Source organism: Streptomyces scopuliridis RB72 (genome assembly GCF_000718095.1).
Classification (GTDB): domain Bacteria; phylum Actinomycetota; class Actinomycetes; order Streptomycetales; family Streptomycetaceae; genus Streptomyces; species Streptomyces scopuliridis.
Map to the genome: position 1 here is coordinate 325,408 of NZ_JOEI01000005.1, position 19,017 is coordinate 344,424.

Genomic DNA, 19,017 nt, shown 5'->3' on the forward strand with positions numbered 1-19,017 from the left:
GAACTTCCTTACGCGGGGAGATGGTTGATGGCATGGTCCTCGGTGGCCCACAGATACTGCACGGCATACGCCCGCCAGGGCCGCCAAGCGGCGGCGCGTGCGGTGAGCGCGGCGGGGGTGGACGGCAGGCCGAGGCCCGCCGCGGCCCGGCGCATACCGAGATCCGTCGGCAGGAACGCGTCGGGGTCGCCGAGCGCGCGCATGGCGATCACCTCGACCGTCCACGGCCCGAACCCGGGCAGGGCGATGAGCTGTTCCCGCGCCCGGTCCCAGTCGCTGTCGGGGCCGAGCCGGAGCGAGCCGTCGGCGAGGGCCGCGACCAGCGTGGTGAGGGTGGTACGTCTGCTGCGCGGCAGGGCCAGCGCCTCGGGATCGAGCGCGGCCAGTGCCTCCGGGGACGGAAAGAGATGGGTGAGCCCGCCCTCGGGGTCGTCGACCGGCACGCCGTGCGCCGTGACCAGCCGGGCCGCGTGGGTGCGGGCCGCGGCGGTGGAGACCTGCTGGCCGAGCACGGCGCGCACGGCGAACTCGGTGGCGTCCACGGTACGGGGCACGCGTCGCCCCGGCGCCTTGTCGACCAGCGGGGTCAACTGCGGGTCGGCGCGCAGCTGTTCGTCCACGGCCACCGGGTCGGCGTCCAGGTCGAGCATCCGGCGGCAGCTGCTGATGGCGAGCGTGAGATCGCGCGGATCGGTGAGCGAGAGCCGGCACGCGATGTGGTCGGGGCGCGGGGTGAGGGCGACGATGCCGTGTCCGTACGGCAGGGAGAGCGTGCGGCGGTACGCGCCGTCCCGCCACTCCTCGACGCCCGGCACCGCGGTCGCGGCGAGATGTCCGAAGAGGTTGTCCGGGTTGAGGGGCGCCCGGAACGGCAGCCGCAGCGAGATCACCCCGGGCGTGGTCGTCGGCTCCGTACCGCTCGTACCGGCCCGATCCGCACCGCTCGTGCCGCGCGTACCGCCCGTACCGCGTGCGCCGCCCGTACCGCGTGCGCCGCTCGTACCGCGTGCGCCGCCCGTACCGCGTGCGCCGCGTGCGCGAAGTTCGCTCGGTGACAGCGCGAAGACCTCGCGGACGGTGTCGTTGAAGGCCCGGATCGAGGAGAAGCCGGCCGCGAAGGCGACGTCCGCCATGGGGAGGCCCGTCGTCTCGATCAGCAGCCGGGCTGTCTGCGCGCGCTGGGCGCGGGCCAGGGCGAGCGGTCCCGCGCCCAGTTCGGCGAGGAGCTGGCGCTCGATCTGGCGCGCCGAGTAGCCGAGCCGGCCGGCGAGGCCGGGGACGCCCTCGCGGTCGACGACGCCGTCCTGGATGAGCCGTACGGCGCGGGCGACGGTGTCGGCGCGGGCGTTCCACTCCGGGGAACCGGGGCTGGTGTCGGGCCGGCACCGCTTGCAGGCGCGGAACCCGGCCTGCTGGCAGGCGGCGGCGCTGGGGTAGAAGGTCATGTTCTCGGCCTTGGGCGGCACGACGGGGCAGCTGGGCCGGCAGTAGATCCGCGTGGTCAGGACCGCGGTGAAGAACCAGCCGTCGAACCGCGCGTCCTTGGACCTGACGGCCCGCACACAGCGCTCGGTATCGGTGTACATGGCTCCAGCATCCGTGACGCGGGGGCTCCCGGCTGGCAGGAATCCGACATCAGCCTTCGCACTGCTCACCCGTCCAGGGCCGCCATCGCCGTCTCGAACGCCGTGTACGTCCGCTGGTTGAAGAGCACGAACCGTACCTCCTCGATGGTCCCGTCTCCGGCCCCCGTCGCTCCCCCGTCTGCGACTCCGCCCAGGAGGCGAGCGTCTCTCTGACCGTGCGCACGGCGATCCGGGCGCCGTCGTCCAGCGGCCACCGGTGGGTGCCGGTGGAGATCGCGGGCAGCGCGACCGTGCGCGCCCCCAGCTCGGCCGCTACCTCCAGTGAGGTGCGGTAGCAGGAGGCGAGCAGGCTCGACCGGTCGTCGTATCTGTCCCAGCGCGGTCCTACGGTGTGGATCACCCAGAGGGCCTGGAGGCGGCCCGCGGTGGTGGCGACGGACTGTCCGGTGGCCAGCCCGCGGCCGTACTGGGATTCGCGCAGCTCACGGCACGCCTCCGTGAGGGCCCGCCCGGCGCGGGCATGGATCGCGCCGTCGACACCGCCGCCGCCCAGCAGCCAGGAGTTCGCGGCGTTGACCAGCGCGTCGGCGTGCTGGTCGGTGAGGTCTCCGAGGACGAGAGTCAGGTTCGTCATGGGCGTGGCCTCCTCATCGGCTCATCGGACGGCACGCAGCTTTCGCCACACCGCCTTCGCCGCGTTGTGCCCGGACATCCCGTGCACCCCGGGCCCCGGCGGGGTCGCGGAGGAGCAGAGGAAGACCGCGGGATGCGGGGTGGCGTACGGGAAGAGGGAGATCTTCGGGCGCAGCAGCAGCTGGAGCCCGGAGGCGGCCCCGCACGCGATGTCCCCGCCCACGTAGTTGACGTTACGGGCGGCCAGCTCGGGCGGGCCCGCGGTGGCGCGGGCCAGGACGCGGTCGCGGAAGCCGGGCGCGAAGCGTTCCATCTGCCGTTCGACCGCGTCCGTGAGGTCGCCCCGCCAGCCGTTCGGGACATGGCCGTACGCCCAGAAGACATGCTTGCCCTCGGGCGCGCGGGACGGGTCGACGAGGCTGGGCTGCGCGGTGATCAGGAACGGTGTCGACGGCGCCTGTCCGCCCGCGGCCTGGCGCAGCGCGGTGCCGATCTCCCCGCTGGTGGGTCCGAGCTGGACCGTACCGGCCCGTCTGGGCTCCTCGGCCGTCCAGGGCACGGGGCCGTCCAGCGCGTAGTCGATCTTGAAGGCACTCGCCCCGTACCGGTAGCCGTCGTACGCCCTGCCGAGGCCGGCGATCCTGGCCAGCGCGGTGGGTGAGGTGTCGAAGACATACGCGCGGGCCGGCGGCAGATCGTCCAGCCGCTTGACCTCGTATCCGGTGTGGACCGTACCTCCCAGGTCACGGAGGAACGCCGTGAGCGCGTCCGCGATCGACTGGGAGCCGCCGCGCGGCATCGGCCAGCCGCCCGCGTGCGCGGCGAGCGCGAAGACCAGACCGACGGCGCCGGTCGCGAACCCGTTCAGCGGGGCGATGACATGGGCGACGAGTCCGGCGAACAGGCCCTTCGCCTTCTCGTCGTGGAACCGGCGGGTCAGCCACGTGGAGGGCGGCAGTCCGGTGAGACCGAACCGCGCCAGGGTGACGGGGTCGCGCGGCAGCGCGGTCAGCGGCAGGGACATGAAGTCCTGGGCGAGGCTGTCCCATTTGCCGAGGAACGGGGCGACGAGCCGGCGGTACGCACCCGCGTCGCGCGGCCCGAACGACGCGGCCGTCTCGGCGACGGAGCGGGACAGCACGGCCGCCGTCCCGTCGTCGAAGGGATGCGCCATCGGCAGCTCGGGATGGAGCCAGTCGAGGCCGTACCGGGCGAGCGGCATCGTCTTGAAGACGGGCGATCCCGCCCCCAGCGGATGGACGGCGGAACAGGGGTCGTGGCGGAATCCGGGGAGCGTCAGCTCTTCCGTCCTGGCACCGCCCCCGACCGTGTCCTTTGCCTCGAACACGGCCACGGAGAATCCACGCCTGGCCAGCTCGACCGCGGCGGTCAGCCCATTGGGTCCCGCCCCCACGACGACGGCATCGAGCATCGAGGTCACCTTCGGACTCCTTTGTCAGCCGATGGCAAGGAGCCCCAGGATATTCCCGGGCACTGACAGCCCGAACCCCGGTACTGTCCGCGACGATGAACGCGACGATCGAAGCTATGGCCCTCCGCCTGATGTCCGTACGCGGCGTACGCGCCGTGGCCCTCGGCGGCAGCCGCGCCCGGGGCACACACCGCGCGGACTCCGACTGGGACCTGGGCGTCTACTACCGCGGCGAGCCGGACGTCGCCGCGCTCGCCGCGCTGGCCGCCGAGGTGACCGGCTCCCCGGTGGAGGTCGCGGGCCCCGGCGGCTGGGGTCCGTGGGTGAACGGTGGCGCCTGGCTCTCCGTCGACGGGGTCGCGGTGGACTGGATCCTGCGGGATCTGGACCGGGTGGAACGGGTCTGGGCGGAGTGCGAGCAGGGCCGGTTCGAGATCGGCACGCAGCCGGGCCATCCGCTCGGCTTCTGGTCGCCCGCGTACGCCGGGGAGGTCGCGCTCTGCCGCGTACTGGCGGATACGGACGGCGAGTTGACGGCGCTCCGGGCGGCGGCGCGCAGCTATCCGGAGCCGCTGCGGACCGCGCTCGCCGAGGCGGTCTGGGAGGCGGACTTCTCGGTGGCGGCGGCCCGCAAGGCGGCGGGCCCGGCCGGAAACGGGGCCGGCAGCGGTGGCGGGGCCGGCAGCGGTGGCGGGGCTGGGAACGGGGGCGGGCCTGGGACCGGGGGCGGGCCTGGGACCGGGGGCGGGCCTGGGACCGGGGGCGAAAGCGGGCCCACGGGCGACGTGCTGTATGTGTCGCTCTGTCTGTCCCGGGCCTTCGGGATCCTCGTACAGGCCCTCCTCGCCCACCACCGGGTCTGGTGCCTCAACGAGAAGGGCGCGCTCGCGACGGCCGCCGCGCTGCCGCACACCCCGCCGGACTTCGCGCACCGGGTCGCGGCGGCGCTCCAGGGGCTGGACGCCGCGGCGGTGGAGGCGGCGGGCGCGCTGGTGCGGGACGTACGCGCGGTGCTGGACGGCGGCGCCTGACGGCGTACGGGTGCGACGGCGTACGAGCGTGACGGCGTACGGGTGCGACGGCGTACGAGCGTAACGGCGTACCCGTACCCCGTTATCCGCACCGCGTTACCCGCACCCCGCACTGGTACCGGTACTCGTGCCCGCCGCGTGGTCAGCCTCCGGCGAGCAGCTTCTCGCGTACCCGCTGGGCCGTCGCCGTGTCCCTGGCCGCCGTGAAGGGCAGCGCGTTGTCGCCGGTGATACGGAACCGCTCGCCCGTGAGCGTCATCTGCGCGCCGCCCGCCTCCTCGACCAGCAGGAGGCCCGCCGCGTGGTCCCAGGCCAGCTCCCAGTTGAAGGCCACCGCGTCGAGCGCGCCCCGCGCCACGCCCAGGTATTCGAGTCCCGCCGAGCCGCACGGGCGGGCCTCGATGCCCTCGGTGCGCAGCCCCAGGAGGGCGTGCTTCTGTTCGTCCGTGGTGTAGTCGGGGTGGGACATCGCGACATGGAGCACCGCGCCGGGCGCGGGCGCTCCGGAGTGCAGGGGGACGCCGTCGAGGGTGGCGCCCCGGCCGCGTACGGCGATCGCCATCTTGTCCAGCGCCGCCGCGTACGTCCAGGACGCCAGCACGTCGCCGCCCTGCGCGAGGGCGACGAGCGTGCAGAAGCCCCGCTCGCCGCGGACGAACGGGCGGGTGCCGTCGACCGGGTCGACGATCCACACGGGCGCGTCACCGCGCAGCGCGTCGTACACCGACGGGTCCGCGTGCACCGCCTCCTCACCGACCACGACAGAGCCCGGGAGCAACGCGGTGAGGGAGGCGGTGAGATGCTCCTCCGCGCCCCGGTCCGCGACCGTCACCAGATCGTGCGGGCCGTGCTTCTCGACGATCTCGTGCGCGGCGAGCTGCCGGAAGCGCGGCATGATCTCCGCGGCGGCGGCTGCGCGCAGCGCCTCCTCGACGGCGGACACGCGGGGTCCGCGGGCCGCCCCCGGGAGGGGAACCGTTCCGTACACAGAGTCATCGATCATGCCCCCAGCCAACCACGCCCGGGGGAGCGGCCGCCTGCCAGGTCATATGACGGGACGGCGGACGGCCGAGGGACGACGACGGTCATCGGGGGGGGCGACGGTCATGGGGGCGACAGTCGCGACGGTCGTAGCGTCGTAGGGGCGACGCTCAGCGGCCCACGGCGTACCCCTGCATGCCACGGGGGTTGGCCGCGGCCGAGAGGATGCCGGTCTCCGGGTCCCTGGCGACCGCGCAGAGCCGCCCCTCCGACCAGGCATCGCCGACGGTCACCTCGTGGCCCCGGCGGCGCAGTTCCCCGATGACCTCCGGGTCCATCCGGGACTCCACGGTCACGCTGCCGGGGCGCATGCCACGCGGGTAGAAGGAGCCGGGGAAGCTGTCGTTGTGCCAGTTGGGCGCGTCGATGGCGCCCTGGAGATCGAGTCCGCCGCGTACGGGCGGGCGCAGGGCGAGTGCCAGGAAGAAGTGCAGCTGCCACTGGTCCTGCTGGTCGCCGCCCGGTGTGCCGAAGGCCAGCACCGGTACGCCGTCGCGCAGCGCGAGGGACGGGGTGAGGGTGGTACGGGGCCTGCGGCCCGGCGTCAGGGAGTTCGGCAGACCGGGGTCCAGCCAGGCCATCTGGAGCCGGGTACCGAGCGGGAAGCCCAGCTCGGGCACGACAGGGTTGGACTGGAGCCAGCCGCCGCTGGGGGTGGCGGCGATCATATTGCCCCAGCGGTCGACGATGTCGAGGTGGCAGGTGTCACCCCGGGTGGCGCCGTCCCTGGCCACGGTCGGTTCCCCCGCGCCGGGGATCCCGAGCGGGTCGAAGCCGGGCTCGCCCGCGGCGACGGCGGTGGCATGGCCGCTGAGCGCGGGTGCGCGTCCCCCGGGGCTGCCGGGGCGCAGCTCGTACGAGGCGCGCTCACCGATGAGGGCGCGGCGCGCGGTGTTGTACGGCTCCGACAGCAGCGCGGCGAGCGGGGTGCCCTCGGGCTCGGCGTCGCCGTACCAGGCCTCCCGGTCCGCCATGGAGAGCTTGCAGCCCTCGATGAGGAGATGGACATACTCCGCCGAGCCGTACCGGGGCAGTTCGGCCGCGCGGGAGGGCAGCAGGGCGAGCTGCTGGAGGAGGGCGGGGCCCTGGCTCCAGCCGCCCGCCTTGCACAGGGTCCAGCCGTTCCAGTCGTAGGTGACGGGCGCCTCGTACGTCGCGGACCAGCCCGCCAGATCGGCGGCGGTGAGGGTGCCGGTGTGGCGGGCGCCGCTGGTGTCCATGGTGGGACGGGCGGAGTGCGCCACCAGTGCCTCGGCGATGAACCCCGTACGCCAGACCTCTCTGGCGGCCTCGATCTGAGCCACCCGGTCCGCACCGCCGGCCTCCTCGGCCTCCGCGATCAGCCGGCGCCAGGTCGCGGCGAGCGCGGGGTTGCGGAACAGCTCACCGGGCGCGGGTGCCTTGCCGCCGGGGAGGTAGACATCGGCGGACGAGGTCCACTCCGCCTCGAAGAGTTCACGGACGGTCTCGACGGTCTCGCCGACCCGTTCGACGGGGGCGTGGCCGTCCTCCGCGTAACCGATGGCATAACGCAGCACCCGCGAAAGGGACTTGGTGCCGTGGTCACGCAGCAGCACCATCCAGGCGTCGAAGGCACCCGGCACGGCGGCGGCCAACGGCCCGGTGCCGGGGACGAGTTCGAGGCCGAGCGAACAATAGTGGCCGATGGTCGCACCCGCGGGCGCGGGTCCCTGGCCGCAGAGGACCCGTACCTCACCGCCGGCGGGCGCGAGGATGATCGGCACCTCACCGGCGGGCCCGTTGAGATGGGGTTCGACGACATGCAGCACGAAGCCGGCGGCGACGGCGGCGTCGTAGGCGTTGCCACCGTCCTCCAGAACGGCCATCGCGGACTGCGAGGCGAGCCAGTGGGTGGAGGAGACCATGCCGAAGGTGCCCTGGAGGGTCGGTCGGGTGGTAAACCGCATGTCTCACCTCGGTGTTCGCGCGCGTCAGCCGGCCCCGCCAGCACTCCGGATCCACTCCGGGAGAGTCTGTCCGTTCCGAGTCCGGAAGTTCCGGCCCTGCTCTGGTTGACCTGATCGGGAAACAGGCTATCGACCGGACGCGACGCGATGGGGCGGGTCACCCCGGTCCGGTCTCGGGGCCTCCATGCCGGAGGTGTACTGGAGGGTCGGTCGAGTCGTGAACATTGCCGCGTCACCTGGCGGTTGACGCCGACCCGTCGTTCGCCCGGTCTCCCAGCGGCGCATCGACCGGCGGGCGGTCCGACTGCCCCGGCCGCGCGGCAATTCGGTGGCCGGGAGCGCGGGCGGGCCGATAGCTTCTGCCGTGTGATCACATCATCCAACGATGAACTCATCGAGGCCGCCCAGACCGTACTGCACCCGCACACGGTCGGTAACCGGCTCTTCGGTGATGTGGCGTCCACGCTGGTCACCGACGCGGGCAACCTTTACTCGGGCGTGTGTATCGACACCGGCTCGGGCACGGGGTTCTGCGCGGAGCACGCGGCCATCGGCGCCATGGTCACGGCCCGGGAGTACCGGATCGTCAAGATCGTGGCCGTCTGGCGCAACGAGGAGGGGGCCCTGCACGTGCTGCCGCCGTGCGGACGCTGCCGGGAGTTCATCCGCCAGATCGATCCGGCGAATCTCGACACCGAGGTGGTCCTCGGCCGTCATGTCTCCGCGGGGCTCCGGGAGTTGCTGCCCGCCAACGAGTGGCCGAGCCCGCTCGACTGACCCGCGGCGGGCTCGCTCACGGCCGGTCCGCGGACGCGGGCCACTCGTCCGCGAGGACCGACCAGATCTCCTTGTCGTGCCGGACACCGCGGTACGGATAGCGCTGCCGCAGCACACCGTCGCGGGTCATCCCGAGCCGGCGCGCGGTCGCGACGCTGCGGGTGTTGCCCGCCGCCGCCCACCATTCGACGCGGCTCATCCCGCGCTCCTGAAACGCCCAGTCGACGCATACGCGCGATGCCTTGGTGACCAGGCCGCGCCCCTCGGCGGCGGCCTCCAGCCAGCAGCCGATCTCGCACACGCCGGAGGCGGCGTCGAACGTGGTGAACATGACGCCGCCGACGAGTGTGCCGTCGAGCCAGATGCCATAGATCCGCGCCGTGTCCTTGGCCTGGTTGTCGGCGTAGCGCTGGAGGACGGCCGTGGCCGAGGCCAGGTCGGTGCTGAGCGTCGCCCAGGGTATCCACGGGTCCACGGTGGGTCTGGCGCGGTCGATATGGGCGAGGAACTCCGGGGCCTGCCAGGGTTCGAGGGGGCGGAGCTGGGCGTCGTCACCCAGGGCGAGCGCGAACACGGTGATCTCTTTCCGACGTGGACAAATAGGTGCGTACTCAGATACGAGAGGTACGTAACGAGCGTTCGGTATGTAAGGTAGCAGGCATGCCGCCAGCACGAGGAGACCGTGACGCCCGCCGCGAGGACGTATCGGAGGCGGTGTGGCGGACACTCGCCGACAAGGGGTTCGGCGGACTGACGCTGCGCGCCGTCGCCGCCACGATGGGCGTCTCGACCGGGATGCTCATGCACTACTTCCCGACCAAGCACGCGCTGGTCGTCCACGCCCTGGACGTCCTGGAGAAGCGCACCGCGGACCGTCCCCGGCGCGACCGCCCCGCCGAGGGCCTGGCGGCCCTGCGGGCGACGCTGCTGGACATCCTCCCGCTGGCCCCCGACGACACCGCCCGCAACCGTGTCTGGGTCAGCTCCTGGGACCTCGCGCTCGCCGACGGGGACCTGGGCGCGGACCAGGCCGACCGCTACGCCCGCATGCGCTCCGCGATCCGCCCGCACCTGGAGGCCGCCCGCCGCCTGGGTGAACTGCCCGGGAGCGCGGATACGGACCGCGCGGATACGGACCAACTCGCCGCCACCGTCGTCGCGTTCGCGCACGGCCTCGTCGTCCAGGCCCTCTTCGACCCCGAACGGTTCCCCCCGGCCGTACAGACGTCCATGGTCGACGGCTTCCTCCGGTCCCTCACGGCCGAACGGCCGACTCGGGCCCCCGACGCGTGAGGGACGGAACGGTGCCGTCGGCTCAGCCCAGCTCGCTGTCGATGAAGTCGAAGATCTCATCGTCCGTCGCGCCGTCCAGCCGCCCCGTCAGATCCTTCTCCTCGCCATGTCCTCCCTCGCTCTCCAGTCCGATCACTCTCTCCAGCGCGGCCTCCAGCCGGAGCCGGAGGTGGGTCCGCAGCGCTTCGTCCGCCGAGATCGCCGAAATCTCTGCCTCCAGGGTGTCGAGCGCGGAGAGGTCACCGGATCCGCGCGATGGCGCTCCGCCGGCACCGGGCAACTCCGAGCGGAGCAGTTCGGCGATCGCCGACGGGGTCGGGTGGTCGAAGACCAAGGTCGTGGGCAGCCGGAGTCCGGTGGCCGCCCCCAGCCGGTTGCGGAGTTCGACCGCGGTCAGCGAGTCGAAGCCCATGTCGAGCAGCCCGCGGCCGGACTCCACCGCGTTCGGCGAGGAGTGGCCCAGGATGGCGGCGGCTTCGGCCCGCACGAGTTCCAGCAGGAGCCGGGTGCGCTCCGGTTCCTCTCCGACGGCGGCGAGCTTCTTGCGCAGCGCCTCGGCCCCGTCGACCTCGGCACGCACGGCCGCTCGCCTCAGCGGTTGCTTCACCAACGACCTGTACAGATGGTGGAGTTCACCCGCCTCCGCCCGTGCCCGCAGCGCGGCCGGATCGAGCCGTACGGGCACCAGCAACGGCCGGTCCGAGGCGAGCGCGGTGTCGAAGAGCTCCAGGCCCTCGGCGGGCGAAAGCGCCCCGATGCCGCTGCGTACGAGCCGGGCCCGGTCCGCGGCGCCGAGGGTCGCGGTGACGCCGCTGACCGCCTCCGGCTCCGTCCCGGCCGGCCGCTCCGCCTCATCGGCCCACAGGCCCCAGGCCAGCGAGACGGCGCTGAGTCCCTGGGCCCGACGGTGGGCGGCGAGCGCGTCCAGGTACGCGTTGCCGGCCGAGTAATTGGCCTGTCCGGCGTTACCGATGGTCGCGGCGTAGGACGAGTAGAGGACAAAGGCCGCCAACTCGTGCTCCCGCGTGGCCAGATGGAGATTCCAGGCCGCGTCGACCTTCGGCCGCAGCACGGTGGCCAACCGGTCCGGGGTCAGCGACTCCACCACACCGTCGTCCGTCACACCCGCGACGTGGATCACAGCACCGAGCGGATGCTCGTCCGGGACTCCGGCCAGCACCTCCGCCAGGGCTTCCCTGTCGGCCGCATCGCAGGTGGCCACGGTCACCGCCGCCCCCAACGCGACCAGTTCGTCGCGGAAGGCACCGGCGCCGGAGGCGTCGAGACCCCGGCGGCTGGTGAGCAGCAGATGACGTACCCCGTGCTCGGTGACGAGATGCCGGGCCACCTGCCTGCCCAGCGCACCCGTACCGCCGGTGACGAGGACCGTGGCATCAGGGTCCAGCCGCGGGGTGGCCGCGGGCGCCTCCTCCGTGGCCCGTACGAGACGAGGGCTCAGCAACGCACCGTCCCGGAGGGCAAGTTGAGGCTCCCCGGTGGCGAGAACCGCTTGAATCACCTCGGCGGTCACGGCGCCTTGCGACTCAGCCTCTTCCCGCGCCGGGCCGACTTCCTGAACGACGTGGCCGACGTCGCTGATGTGGCTGATGCCGCCGACACGATCGGCCTGACCGGTCTCACCGGTTTGCTCAATGTCCAGCAGGATGAACCGCCCAGGGTGTTCGGACTGCGTGCTGCGCAGCAGGCCCCAGACCGTTGCACCGGCCAGGTCGGCCACCCCGTCGTCCGGTCGCACGGCCATCGCACCGCGTGTTACGAGAAGCAGCCGCTCGGCGGGCGCCGGCTCCGTGCCGAGCCACCGCTGTACGAGTTCCAGCGCGTGCCGCGCTGCCTGATGGGCTGCGGCCACCGCGTCCTCGTCCGCGACGGGGCCGGGCGTGGCGACGACGACATGTGCGGAACTCGACTCGGCCCCGTCTCCGCCGCCAGGCACCACCGGCACCCACTCCACACCGAACAGCGTGTCAGGGTGACGGCGACGACGGCGGTCATGGTGCCGATGGCCCACCACCACAGCCGTTCGGGGCGGATCCGCCGGATTCCGCGCAGCAGCAGCGGGAAGGCGAGGTAGAAGAAGACCTCGCACGGGAGAGACCAGCTGAGCGGGTTGCCGCTGAAGAGGTTCTCGTACCGCGGCCACCAGGTCTGCACGAGCAGCAGATTGGGAACCACTTCGGTCCAGTGCAGCGCCGGGATGATGAGGACGGCGGCGAGCAGGAACGTGACGACGTGGTTGGGGTAGATCTTTACCAGTCGGCGGCGCAGGAAGCGGCGGGTGGTGTCGCCCGGCCGCGCGGCGATGGTCAGCACGAATCCGCTGAGGACGAAGAAGAAGGCCACGCCCATCTGTCCGGTGTTGATGAACAGATCGTGGAATACGCGCACCACGTCGGGGTCGGCGAAGACATTGGTGTAAATGGCGTGGTGGAGGAAGACCAGAGCAGCGGCGACGAAGCGCAGTCCGGTCAGGGAGGGCAGCCGGCTGCCAGGGGCGGGTCCGGCCGGCCTCTCGCCGTCCCGCTCGGTGGATTGCTGCACAGACATGCTGCTCCGCCCCTCCCTGCCGCTGCCGATCTGCTGTCGGCACCACAGTGGAGGGGCGGGCTGAGCCCGGCCTTCGCTCACGCCAAAGCCGGGCTTGCGCACGGGGGTCGCGGGTGGATCAGGCGGCGGCGCCGGCCACCTCGTCGGGAGCGGCCTGCTGCTTCTTGGTGCTGATGGCGAGCAGGGCCACGAGGAGCACGGCGGCGCTGAAGATGACGCCGGCGGTGAAGGCCGTGGAGATCGCGTCGGAGAGCACGAACTTCTTCGCCTCCTCCGCGGTGGAGCCCGCCGGGACGTGCTCGGCGGAGTTGCGGGTGGCGGTGCCGAAGACGGTGACGAGGATCGCCAGACCCAGCGAACCGCCGATCTGCTGCATGACGTTGACCAGGCCGGAGGCCGCGCCGTTGTCCTCGGGGGCGACGGCGGACATGGCCGTGGCGGTCGCGGGGACGAAGAGCAGGCCGAGTCCGACGCCGAGCAGCAGCATCGGGCCGAGTACGCCGGAGAGGTAGCTGCTGTCGGCGGAGATCTGGGTGAACCAGGTCATGCCGACGAGCATGATGGCGGCGCCGGTGGCGATCAGCGCCTTGGGGGTGTAGCGGGCGATCAGCTTGGTGGAGGCCTGGGTGAAGCCCAGGATCGCGACGGTCAGCGGGAGGAAGGCGATGCCGGCCTTGATCGGGCTGAAGCCGAGGACCTCCTGGAGGAACTGGGTCAGGAAGAACCACATGCCGAGCATGCTGGCCACCAGCAGCAGCATGATCAGGTACGAGCTGGCACGATTGCGGTTGGCGAACAGCCGCAGTGGCGTGATCGGCTGACGGGCCTTCCGCTCGATGGCGACGAAGACCGCCAGGAGCACCACACCCAGCGCGATGGCGCCGAGGGCCACTCCGTCGCTCCAGCCCTCCTCGGAGATGCGGATGAACCCGTAGACCAGGCCGGTGACACCCGCGGTCGAGGCGAACGCTCCACTGAGGTCGAAGCGGCCGGCGATGCGCTCGGAGTTGCGGATGGACAGGGCGCCGAGCAGCACCAGCACACCGATGGGGACGTTGATGAACAGCACCCAGCGCCAGGACACGAGTTCGGTGAGCAGACCGCCCAGGATCAGGCCGATGGCCGTGCCGGCGCCGGAGACCGCGGCGTAGAGGCCGAAGGCACGGTTGCGCGGGGCGCCCTCCTCGAAGTTGGTGGCGATCAGCGCGAGCGCGGTGGGCGAGGCCAGGGCGGAGCCGAGGCCCTGCAGTGCGCGGCAGGCCAGCAGCCAGCCCGCGTTCTGGGCGAAGCCGCCGAGCAGTGAGGCGGCGGTGAAGATGGCGATGCCCGCGATGAAGACCTGCCTTCTGCCCAGGATGTCGCCGGCCCGGCCGCCGAGGAGCAGGAGTCCGCCGAAGGCGAGGGTGTAGGCGTTGATCAGCCAGGAGCCGCTGGTGGCGGAGAGGTCCAGGCTCTCCTGGATGTCGGGCAGGGCGATGGTCACCACGGTGGTGTCGAGGATGATCATCAGCTGCGAGATGACGATGACGGCGAGCACAAGGCCGGTGCGCTGCTTGACATCGGGTGAGCCACCGGCGGCCGGTGACACCTTGGATGTCGGGGTGGTCGACATCGATTTACCTCCAACGAACGACACGTAACGGAGAAGCGGGAAGTGCGGCGCGGGGGGGCGTGCCCGGCACTGACGTCATCGGCAGCGCGGCGGCGCTGCGCCGCAGGGCGGAACCTGTGGAGCGCGATGCGGGCGGAGGGACTGGACGCTGCGCAATAATCTGAGGGACCCTCCGGTTAGGTAGCATACGGAGGCAGCCTCCGATTCGCAACCGGCTCAGGAGAGTTCCGATGACCCCTTCCCCCGCACCGGACACCCCGTCCCGCCCCCAGCGGGCCGACGCCCGCCGAAACGGCGAACGACTGCTGACCACCGCCAGGGACGCCTTCGCCGAATACGGCACCGATGCCCCGCTGGAAGAGATCGCGCGCCGGGCCGGTGTCGGTATCGGCACCCTCTACCGCCACTTCCCCACCCGGCAGGCGCTGCTCCAGGCCGTCCTGCACGACCGCCTCGAAGCGCTGCACAGCGAGGCGGTCCTGCTGCTGGACAACCCCGCTCCCGCCGACGCGCTGCTGGGCTGGCTCCGGTCGGTGGCGCTGCACGCGACGAGGTACCGGGGACTGGCGGCCGCGCTGCTCCTCGGTGTACGTGACGCGGACTCGCCGCTGTCCCCGTCCTGCGGCGCGGTGCTCACCGCGGGAGCCGAACTCCTCCACCGGGCACAGCAGGCGGGACAGATCCGGCCGGACGTCACGGCGGCCGACCTCTACACGCTGGCCAACTCCGTGGCCTGGGCGGCGGAGGAGACCACCACATCCAGGTCCGAGAGCGGGCCGCTGGCCGCACGGCTGCTCACCTTGACCATGGAGGGGCTGCGCACACACTGAGCGCCCAAGGGCCCGGACGCTCCGGACAGCACAGGGCCCCTGCCCGACGGGGGGGGAGACGGGCAGGGGCTCTGCGTACCGGGGACGGCCTACGGCCTGTTCGCCAACGTCCTAGGCCCTGTCCGGCCGATCTGCGCCTCGATGCCGGTCCGCGGGCCGGCACCGATGCCCTCCGGGGCCAGCGCCTCGGCGAGCAGTTGGTAGGAGCGGACCCGTGCGGTGTGGTCGTGCACCGAGGTCGCGATCATCAACTCGTCGGCCCCGGTGCGGGCCAGCAGTTCGACGGTCTGCTTGCGCACGGTCTCCGGGGAGCCGATCAGCTGCGGGCCGAACAACTCCCGGATGAGCGCGCTCTCTCCGCTGGAGTAGGTGTACGCTGCCGCCTCCTCCGGTCGCGGGAAGAGCCCGTGGGGGTTCTGCCGGCCACGCGCCGTGAACAGCTTCACCGGCCCGGCCGGCCACTCGGCCTCGTCGTCGCTCTCCGCCACGATCCCGAATCCGGCGAGGATCGCGTGCGGACGGTCGACATGCGCCGAGGGACGGAAGGCGTCGCGGTAGGCGGCGAGCGCGGCCTCGGCCGCATGCGGGCTGAAGTGGAAGGCGAAGGCGAACGGCAGCCCCAACACCCCCGCGAATCGCGCACTGTTGGGGCTGGAGCCGAGCATCCAGATGGGCGGCTGATTCTCATGGGCGGGGATGGCCGCGATGCCGGAGGCGGGACGGCCAGGGCCGGAGGAGGTGAAGTACTCGACCAGTTCGGCTATCTGCTGGGGAAAGTCGAAGGCCGCGTCCCTGCGCAGCGCCCTGGCGGTGACCGGGTCGGTACCCGGCGCCCGCCCGATGCCCAGGTCGATCCGCCCCGGGTACATGGCCTCCAGGGTGCCGAACTGCTCGGCCACCACCAGCGGGGGGTGATTGGGCAGCATGACGCCGCCCGAGCCGACGCGCAGGGTGCTGGTCAGGCTCGCGACCCGGCCAATGAGAACGGCCGGCGAGGAGGTGGCCAGGCTGGGCGTGTTGTGATGCTCGGCGAACCAATACCGCGTATAGCCCAGACGCTTCACCTCCGGGGCGAGGGCGAGGGAGCCGCGCAGGGCCTGCGTAGGAGTGGACCCTTCGAACACCGGGGCGGTGTCGAGCGCGGATAGCGGTATTCGCCGCGATTCGCTCATATCAGTGTCTCCGTCGGTACGGCATGCGGTCGGGGTGCTTGGCGAGGTGCGCGTCTGCCCGAGCCGGGGCGTGGAACGGGCAACCGGAGAAACTCGTCCCAAAAGCCCGGGAACGCGAATTCGAGCCCTCCCGAAGAACTATACGGAGGCATCCTCCGCTCGCCATTCCCCAGCAGGCCCAGCGCCTCGTCCTCGGCGCACAGACGGGTCAGGATGGCAAGGGTGCCGAGCGCGGCGAGCGCGGTACGGCCGGGAACGTCGGCCAGGTCATCCGTCGGCAGGCCCAGCTGACGGATGACGACCGCGCTGTCGGTGTCGAAGACGCGTTCCGCGTGGGCCTGGACGGAGCTGCCGCCGTAGCGCTCGATCTCGGGGTCGTAGGTGTCCAGGACGAGACGGTCGGCGAGTCCCGCGTCCCGCAGCCCCTCGGCCCACAGGCGGAGCGCGGGCAGCAGGACCGGCCAGAGCTGGGCGGGTTTGCCGTGGATCCGCAGCCGCAGATGGGCCTCGGGGTCGGCGTAGCGCTGGACGAACCAGGTGTCGGCACCGGCCGCCGCCAGGACCGCGGGATCGGTGAGGTGACGCAGATGGCGCGTGAGCACCCGCGCCTGGAAGGGCTCGGGAACGTAGAGCTTGGCGTACAGCCACTCGCCGCCCGGCACATGCGCGTAGGCGCCGCGACGGGCGGGGGTGACCTCCGCGGGCGACAGCGGGGCCGGCGCGGGGGCTTTCCGCGCCGGGCGGGCGAGCAGCGGTATGACGAGTTCGGCGGCGTGCGCTCCGTCGGGACCCGCGAGCCGGCCTCCGTGCCGCGCCCCGTCGAACCGCTCCACGACCGACAGGCCCTTAACACGCTTCAACTCCTCCTGGAACACAAGGAGATGGAGCGGATCGTCGAGGTCGACGGCGATGTGGTTGTCGGCACGGGTCAGATGGATGTGCCGGGGGACGTCCCAGCGCTGCCGCCAGCTCGCCACCTCACCGTGCCAGGGCCGGCCGGCGGCCTCGGCGGCGTCCCGCAGTCCCCGGTCGGGCAGCCAGCGCGCGGGGGCGAGCACGGTCCGGCCGAGGGTGACCCGGGGCTGCGCGGGGGCCGCTGACCAGGCGCCCCAGTTCCACGGGACGCACCAGTGCAGGCCCTCCTGGCCGAGCTCCAACAGGAAGCGTGCGGTGTGCGGAAGATGGCCGCTGCTCGGGTTGAGCATCGAGTACGACACCGGGCGGACCCGCCGGCCGGTGCCGAGGTCGACGAGACGGAGGCCGTCGAGGTCGGCTCGGACCGCCAGGTCCGCGAGGTTCAGGTCCTCGGTCCCGTCCGTCGCGGCGGGGCCGACCCCCAGCGGAATGCGGTGCGGCAGCCACTGCGGGACGGTGGCCACATTGGCGGAGCGCATCACCCGCGGCCGGTAGGCCACACAGGCGGCGCGCTCACTCTCGGACGTGCTCTCGTGGCTGCGCCGGATCAAGGCCCGTACCCGGGCTGCGTCCTCCCCCAGGACGGGCGCGAAGCGGCTGAAGGTGGCGCCGGCCAGCGGCGAACCCGGGTTCGCGCCCAGGACCAGCCGGAAGTCCCCGTCGTACAGGCCCTGCCGACTCGGCGCGAACAGTTCGGCGCCGAGCTCCAGAGAAGCGGGGAGGGTGCGTGGCTCCTCGGGGACGAGCGCGCTCAACGCCTCGTCGTCCAGCTGCACTTCGGGGATCCGGCCAGGGCCGGCCGCACGCCGGGCGGCGGCCAGGAACAGCTCACCGAGCACCCGGTCGCGCCGCTCCGTGCCGGGGTGCGGTTCGGGTCGGGGCCCGGGCCGCCTGAGGTAGGCGTCGGGCAGGCCGAGGCCGCGTCGTCCGTTCCGGAGGGGCTGTACGACGCGGAGGGCAGCCGGCCCGGCACCACCTGCGCACTCGCGGTCGGGGCGCCGGCGGAGCCCGGAGTGGTGCCCCGGCGCTGCCCGGAGCGGAGGGATGGCCGACCGCGCGGAATGAACCGCTTCGACGCCGGCGTTCTCCGTATGCGAAGCCGGGGCGTCGGTCATCCGGCACAGGAGCGGGAGGCAAGGTAGTGCACGGTGAGTACAAGGTCCCCGGCGGCAAGCTCGTCGTGGTCGATCTCGACACGGAGGACGGGCTGCTGCGCCATGTCCGGGTCGCCGGGGACTTCTTCCTGGAGCCCGACGACGCGATCGAGTCGATCGACCACGCGCTGGAGGGCGCCCCCGCCGACACCGACGCCGCCGGTCTCAGCGCCCGTATCGAGGCGGCGCTGCCGCCCGGCACCGTGATGTACGGGCTCAGCGCCGAGGGCGTCGCCATCGCCGTACGCCGCGCGCTGGCGCACGCCACCGACTGGACGGACTACGACTGGCAGCTGATCCACTCCACTCCGGAGTCCCCCGCCCTCCATATGGCGCTCGACGAGGTGATTACTACCGAGGTCGCCGCCGGACTGCGCCCGCCCACCCTGCGGGTCTGGGAGTGGGCGGCGCCCGCCGTGGTGATCGGCAGCTTCCAGTCACTGCGCAACGAGGTGGACCCCGAGGGCGCGGAACGTCATGGCATCACGGTGGTCCGCCGGATCTCCGGCGGTGGCGCGATGTTCATCGAGCCGGGCAACACCATCACGTACTCCCTCTCCGTGCCCGACTCCCTCGTCAAGGGCCTCACCTTCGCCGACAGTTACGCCTATCTGGACGACTGGGTGCTCGGCGCGCTCGGCGACATGGGCATCACCGCCTGGTACCAGCCCCTCAACGACATCGCCACCGACGCCGGCAAGATCGCGGGCGCGGCCCAGAAGCGGATCGTGAGCGGTACGGGCGCCGTGCTGCACCACGTGACCATGGCGTACGACATCGACGCCGACAAGATGCTGGACGTGCTCCGCATCGGCCGCGAGAAGCTCTCCGACAAGGGCACCCGAAGCGCGAAGAAGCGCGTCGATCCACTGCGCCGCCAGACCGGACTGCCGCGCGAGACCGTCATCGAGCGAATGATCGACTCCTTCCGGGACCGGTACGGACTGACCACGGGCAAGGTCACCGACGAGGAGATGGCCCGGGCCAGGGAGTTGGCCACGACGAAGTTCTCCACCCCGGAGTGGACGGCCCGCGTCCCGTAGGGGGC

General features: G+C 72.3%; 15 protein-coding genes and 1 pseudogene. 5 read left to right on the top strand and 11 right to left on the bottom strand.

The annotated features are described in order from the left end of the window. Positions 1-8: 8 nt before the first annotated feature. From IF11_RS0106845 to IF11_RS0106855, 3 genes and pseudogenes are all read right to left on the bottom strand, one after another. Positions 9-1,586 (bottom strand): AlkA N-terminal domain-containing protein, encoded by a 1,578-nt coding sequence (locus IF11_RS0106845; RefSeq protein WP_030350537.1) that lies wholly within the window; start codon positions 1,584-1,586, stop codon positions 9-11. 65 nt (positions 1,587-1,651) lie between these two features. After that, positions 1,652-2,220: pseudogene (locus IF11_RS0106850) on the bottom strand (O-acetyl-ADP-ribose deacetylase). Positions 2,221-2,241: 21 nt separating this feature from the next. After that, complete coding sequence (locus IF11_RS0106855) at positions 2,242-3,660, bottom strand: phytoene desaturase family protein (protein WP_051745585.1); 1,419 nt, start codon at positions 3,658-3,660, stop codon at positions 2,242-2,244. A 107-nt stretch (positions 3,661-3,767) separates the two neighbouring features. Here IF11_RS0106855 and IF11_RS38560 point away from each other — a divergent pair, with 107 nt between their 5' ends. Then, positions 3,768-4,682 carry a nucleotidyltransferase domain-containing protein gene (locus IF11_RS38560; RefSeq protein WP_420894636.1) on the top strand — a complete coding sequence of 305 codons (915 nt, stop codon included), beginning with the start codon at positions 3,768-3,770 and terminating at the stop codon, positions 4,680-4,682. Positions 4,683-4,824: 142 nt separating this feature from the next. Here the strand turns inward: IF11_RS38560 and IF11_RS0106865 are convergent, their stop codons facing one another. Both IF11_RS0106865 and IF11_RS0106870 read right to left on the bottom strand, forming a co-directional pair. Continuing rightward, entirely contained in the window at positions 4,825-5,685 is an 861-nt protein-coding gene (locus IF11_RS0106865; RefSeq protein ID WP_030350541.1) for an inositol monophosphatase family protein, read from the bottom strand. Between the two features lie 148 nt (positions 5,686-5,833). After that, positions 5,834-7,651: a gamma-glutamyltransferase family protein gene (locus tag IF11_RS0106870; protein ID WP_030350542.1), complete on the bottom strand. Its 1,818-nt coding sequence runs from the start codon at positions 7,649-7,651 to the stop codon at positions 5,834-5,836. A 366-nt stretch (positions 7,652-8,017) separates the two neighbouring features. Here IF11_RS0106870 and IF11_RS0106875 point away from each other — a divergent pair, with 366 nt between their 5' ends. Beyond that, a complete protein-coding gene (locus tag IF11_RS0106875; RefSeq protein WP_206300753.1) occupies positions 8,018-8,428 on the top strand; it encodes a cytidine deaminase family protein in 411 nt (136 codons plus the stop codon). 16 nt (positions 8,429-8,444) lie between these two features. On the opposite strand, the gene IF11_RS0106880 is transcribed toward IF11_RS0106875, so the two are convergent. After that, positions 8,445-9,002: a GNAT family N-acetyltransferase gene (locus IF11_RS0106880; protein WP_030350544.1), complete on the bottom strand. Its 558-nt coding sequence runs from the start codon at positions 9,000-9,002 to the stop codon at positions 8,445-8,447. A gap of 86 nt (positions 9,003-9,088) precedes the next feature. On the opposite strand from IF11_RS0106880, the gene IF11_RS0106885 reads away from it, so the two are divergent. Then, positions 9,089-9,721 (top strand): TetR/AcrR family transcriptional regulator, encoded by a 633-nt coding sequence (locus IF11_RS0106885; protein ID WP_051745586.1) that lies wholly within the window; start codon positions 9,089-9,091, stop codon positions 9,719-9,721. A gap of 22 nt (positions 9,722-9,743) precedes the next feature. Here IF11_RS0106885 and IF11_RS0106890 read toward each other — a convergent pair whose 3' ends face one another. The 3 genes from IF11_RS0106890 to IF11_RS0106900 form a co-directional block, all read right to left on the bottom strand. After that, the gene (locus tag IF11_RS0106890; protein ID WP_063759133.1) at positions 9,744-11,591 is read right to left on the bottom strand and encodes a type I polyketide synthase; all 1,848 of its coding nucleotides are present in this window, start codon (positions 11,589-11,591) and stop codon (positions 9,744-9,746) included. Continuing rightward, positions 11,495-12,286, bottom strand: a complete 792-nt coding sequence (locus IF11_RS0106895; RefSeq protein ID WP_078490506.1) for an acyltransferase family protein — start codon at positions 12,284-12,286, stop codon at positions 11,495-11,497. The genes IF11_RS0106890 and IF11_RS0106895 overlap by 97 nt, the downstream gene beginning before the upstream one ends. Before the next feature lie 118 nt (positions 12,287-12,404). Continuing rightward, positions 12,405-13,898, bottom strand: a complete 1,494-nt coding sequence (locus IF11_RS0106900; RefSeq protein WP_037727134.1) for an MFS transporter — start codon at positions 13,896-13,898, stop codon at positions 12,405-12,407. Between the two features lie 230 nt (positions 13,899-14,128). On the opposite strand from IF11_RS0106900, the gene IF11_RS0106905 reads away from it, so the two are divergent. Continuing rightward, the gene (locus IF11_RS0106905; protein ID WP_030350549.1) at positions 14,129-14,728 is read left to right on the top strand and encodes a TetR/AcrR family transcriptional regulator; all 600 of its coding nucleotides are present in this window, start codon (positions 14,129-14,131) and stop codon (positions 14,726-14,728) included. 89 nt (positions 14,729-14,817) lie between these two features. Here the strand turns inward: IF11_RS0106905 and IF11_RS0106910 are convergent, their stop codons facing one another. Continuing rightward, on the bottom strand, positions 14,818-15,900 hold the full coding sequence (locus IF11_RS0106910) for an LLM class flavin-dependent oxidoreductase (protein WP_051745588.1): 1,083 nt from the start codon (positions 15,898-15,900) through the stop codon (positions 14,818-14,820). After that, positions 15,897-17,930 carry a lantibiotic dehydratase gene (locus tag IF11_RS0106915; protein WP_078490507.1) on the bottom strand — a complete coding sequence of 678 codons (2,034 nt, stop codon included), beginning with the start codon at positions 17,928-17,930 and terminating at the stop codon, positions 15,897-15,899. Before IF11_RS0106915 ends, IF11_RS0106910 begins: the two co-directional genes overlap by 4 nt. Before the next feature lie 26 nt (positions 17,931-17,956). Between IF11_RS0106915 and lplAB the strand changes: the two genes are divergently transcribed. Then, positions 17,957-19,012 carry a lipoate-protein ligase LplAB gene (lplAB, locus tag IF11_RS0106920; protein ID WP_030350552.1) on the top strand — a complete coding sequence of 352 codons (1,056 nt, stop codon included), beginning with the start codon at positions 17,957-17,959 and terminating at the stop codon, positions 19,010-19,012. The last annotated feature ends 5 nt before the right edge of the window (positions 19,013-19,017 follow it).

Excerpts from the sequence above, each read along its gene's own strand:
- IF11_RS0106845 (WP_030350537.1), bottom strand. The coding sequence starts at position 1,586 with ATGTACACCGATACCGAGCGCTGTGTGCGGGCCGTCAGGTCCAAGGAC.
- IF11_RS38560 (WP_420894636.1), top strand. The coding sequence starts at position 3,768 with ATGGCCCTCCGCCTGATGTCCGTACGCGGCGTACGCGCCGTGGCCCTC.
- IF11_RS0106865 (WP_030350541.1), bottom strand. The coding sequence starts at position 5,685 with ATGATCGATGACTCTGTGTACGGAACGGTTCCCCTCCCGGGGGCGGCC.
- IF11_RS0106870 (WP_030350542.1), bottom strand. The coding sequence starts at position 7,651 with ATGCGGTTTACCACCCGACCGACCCTCCAGGGCACCTTCGGCATGGTC.
- IF11_RS0106885 (WP_051745586.1), top strand. The coding sequence starts at position 9,089 with ATGCCGCCAGCACGAGGAGACCGTGACGCCCGCCGCGAGGACGTATCG.
- IF11_RS0106895 (WP_078490506.1), bottom strand. The coding sequence starts at position 12,286 with ATGTCTGTGCAGCAATCCACCGAGCGGGACGGCGAGAGGCCGGCCGGA.
- IF11_RS0106900 (WP_037727134.1), bottom strand. The coding sequence starts at position 13,898 with ATGTCGACCACCCCGACATCCAAGGTGTCACCGGCCGCCGGTGGCTCA.
- IF11_RS0106905 (WP_030350549.1), top strand. The coding sequence starts at position 14,129 with ATGACCCCTTCCCCCGCACCGGACACCCCGTCCCGCCCCCAGCGGGCC.
- IF11_RS0106910 (WP_051745588.1), bottom strand. The coding sequence starts at position 15,900 with ATGAGCGAATCGCGGCGAATACCGCTATCCGCGCTCGACACCGCCCCG.
- IF11_RS0106915 (WP_078490507.1), bottom strand. The coding sequence starts at position 17,930 with ATGACCGACGCCCCGGCTTCGCATACGGAGAACGCCGGCGTCGAAGCG.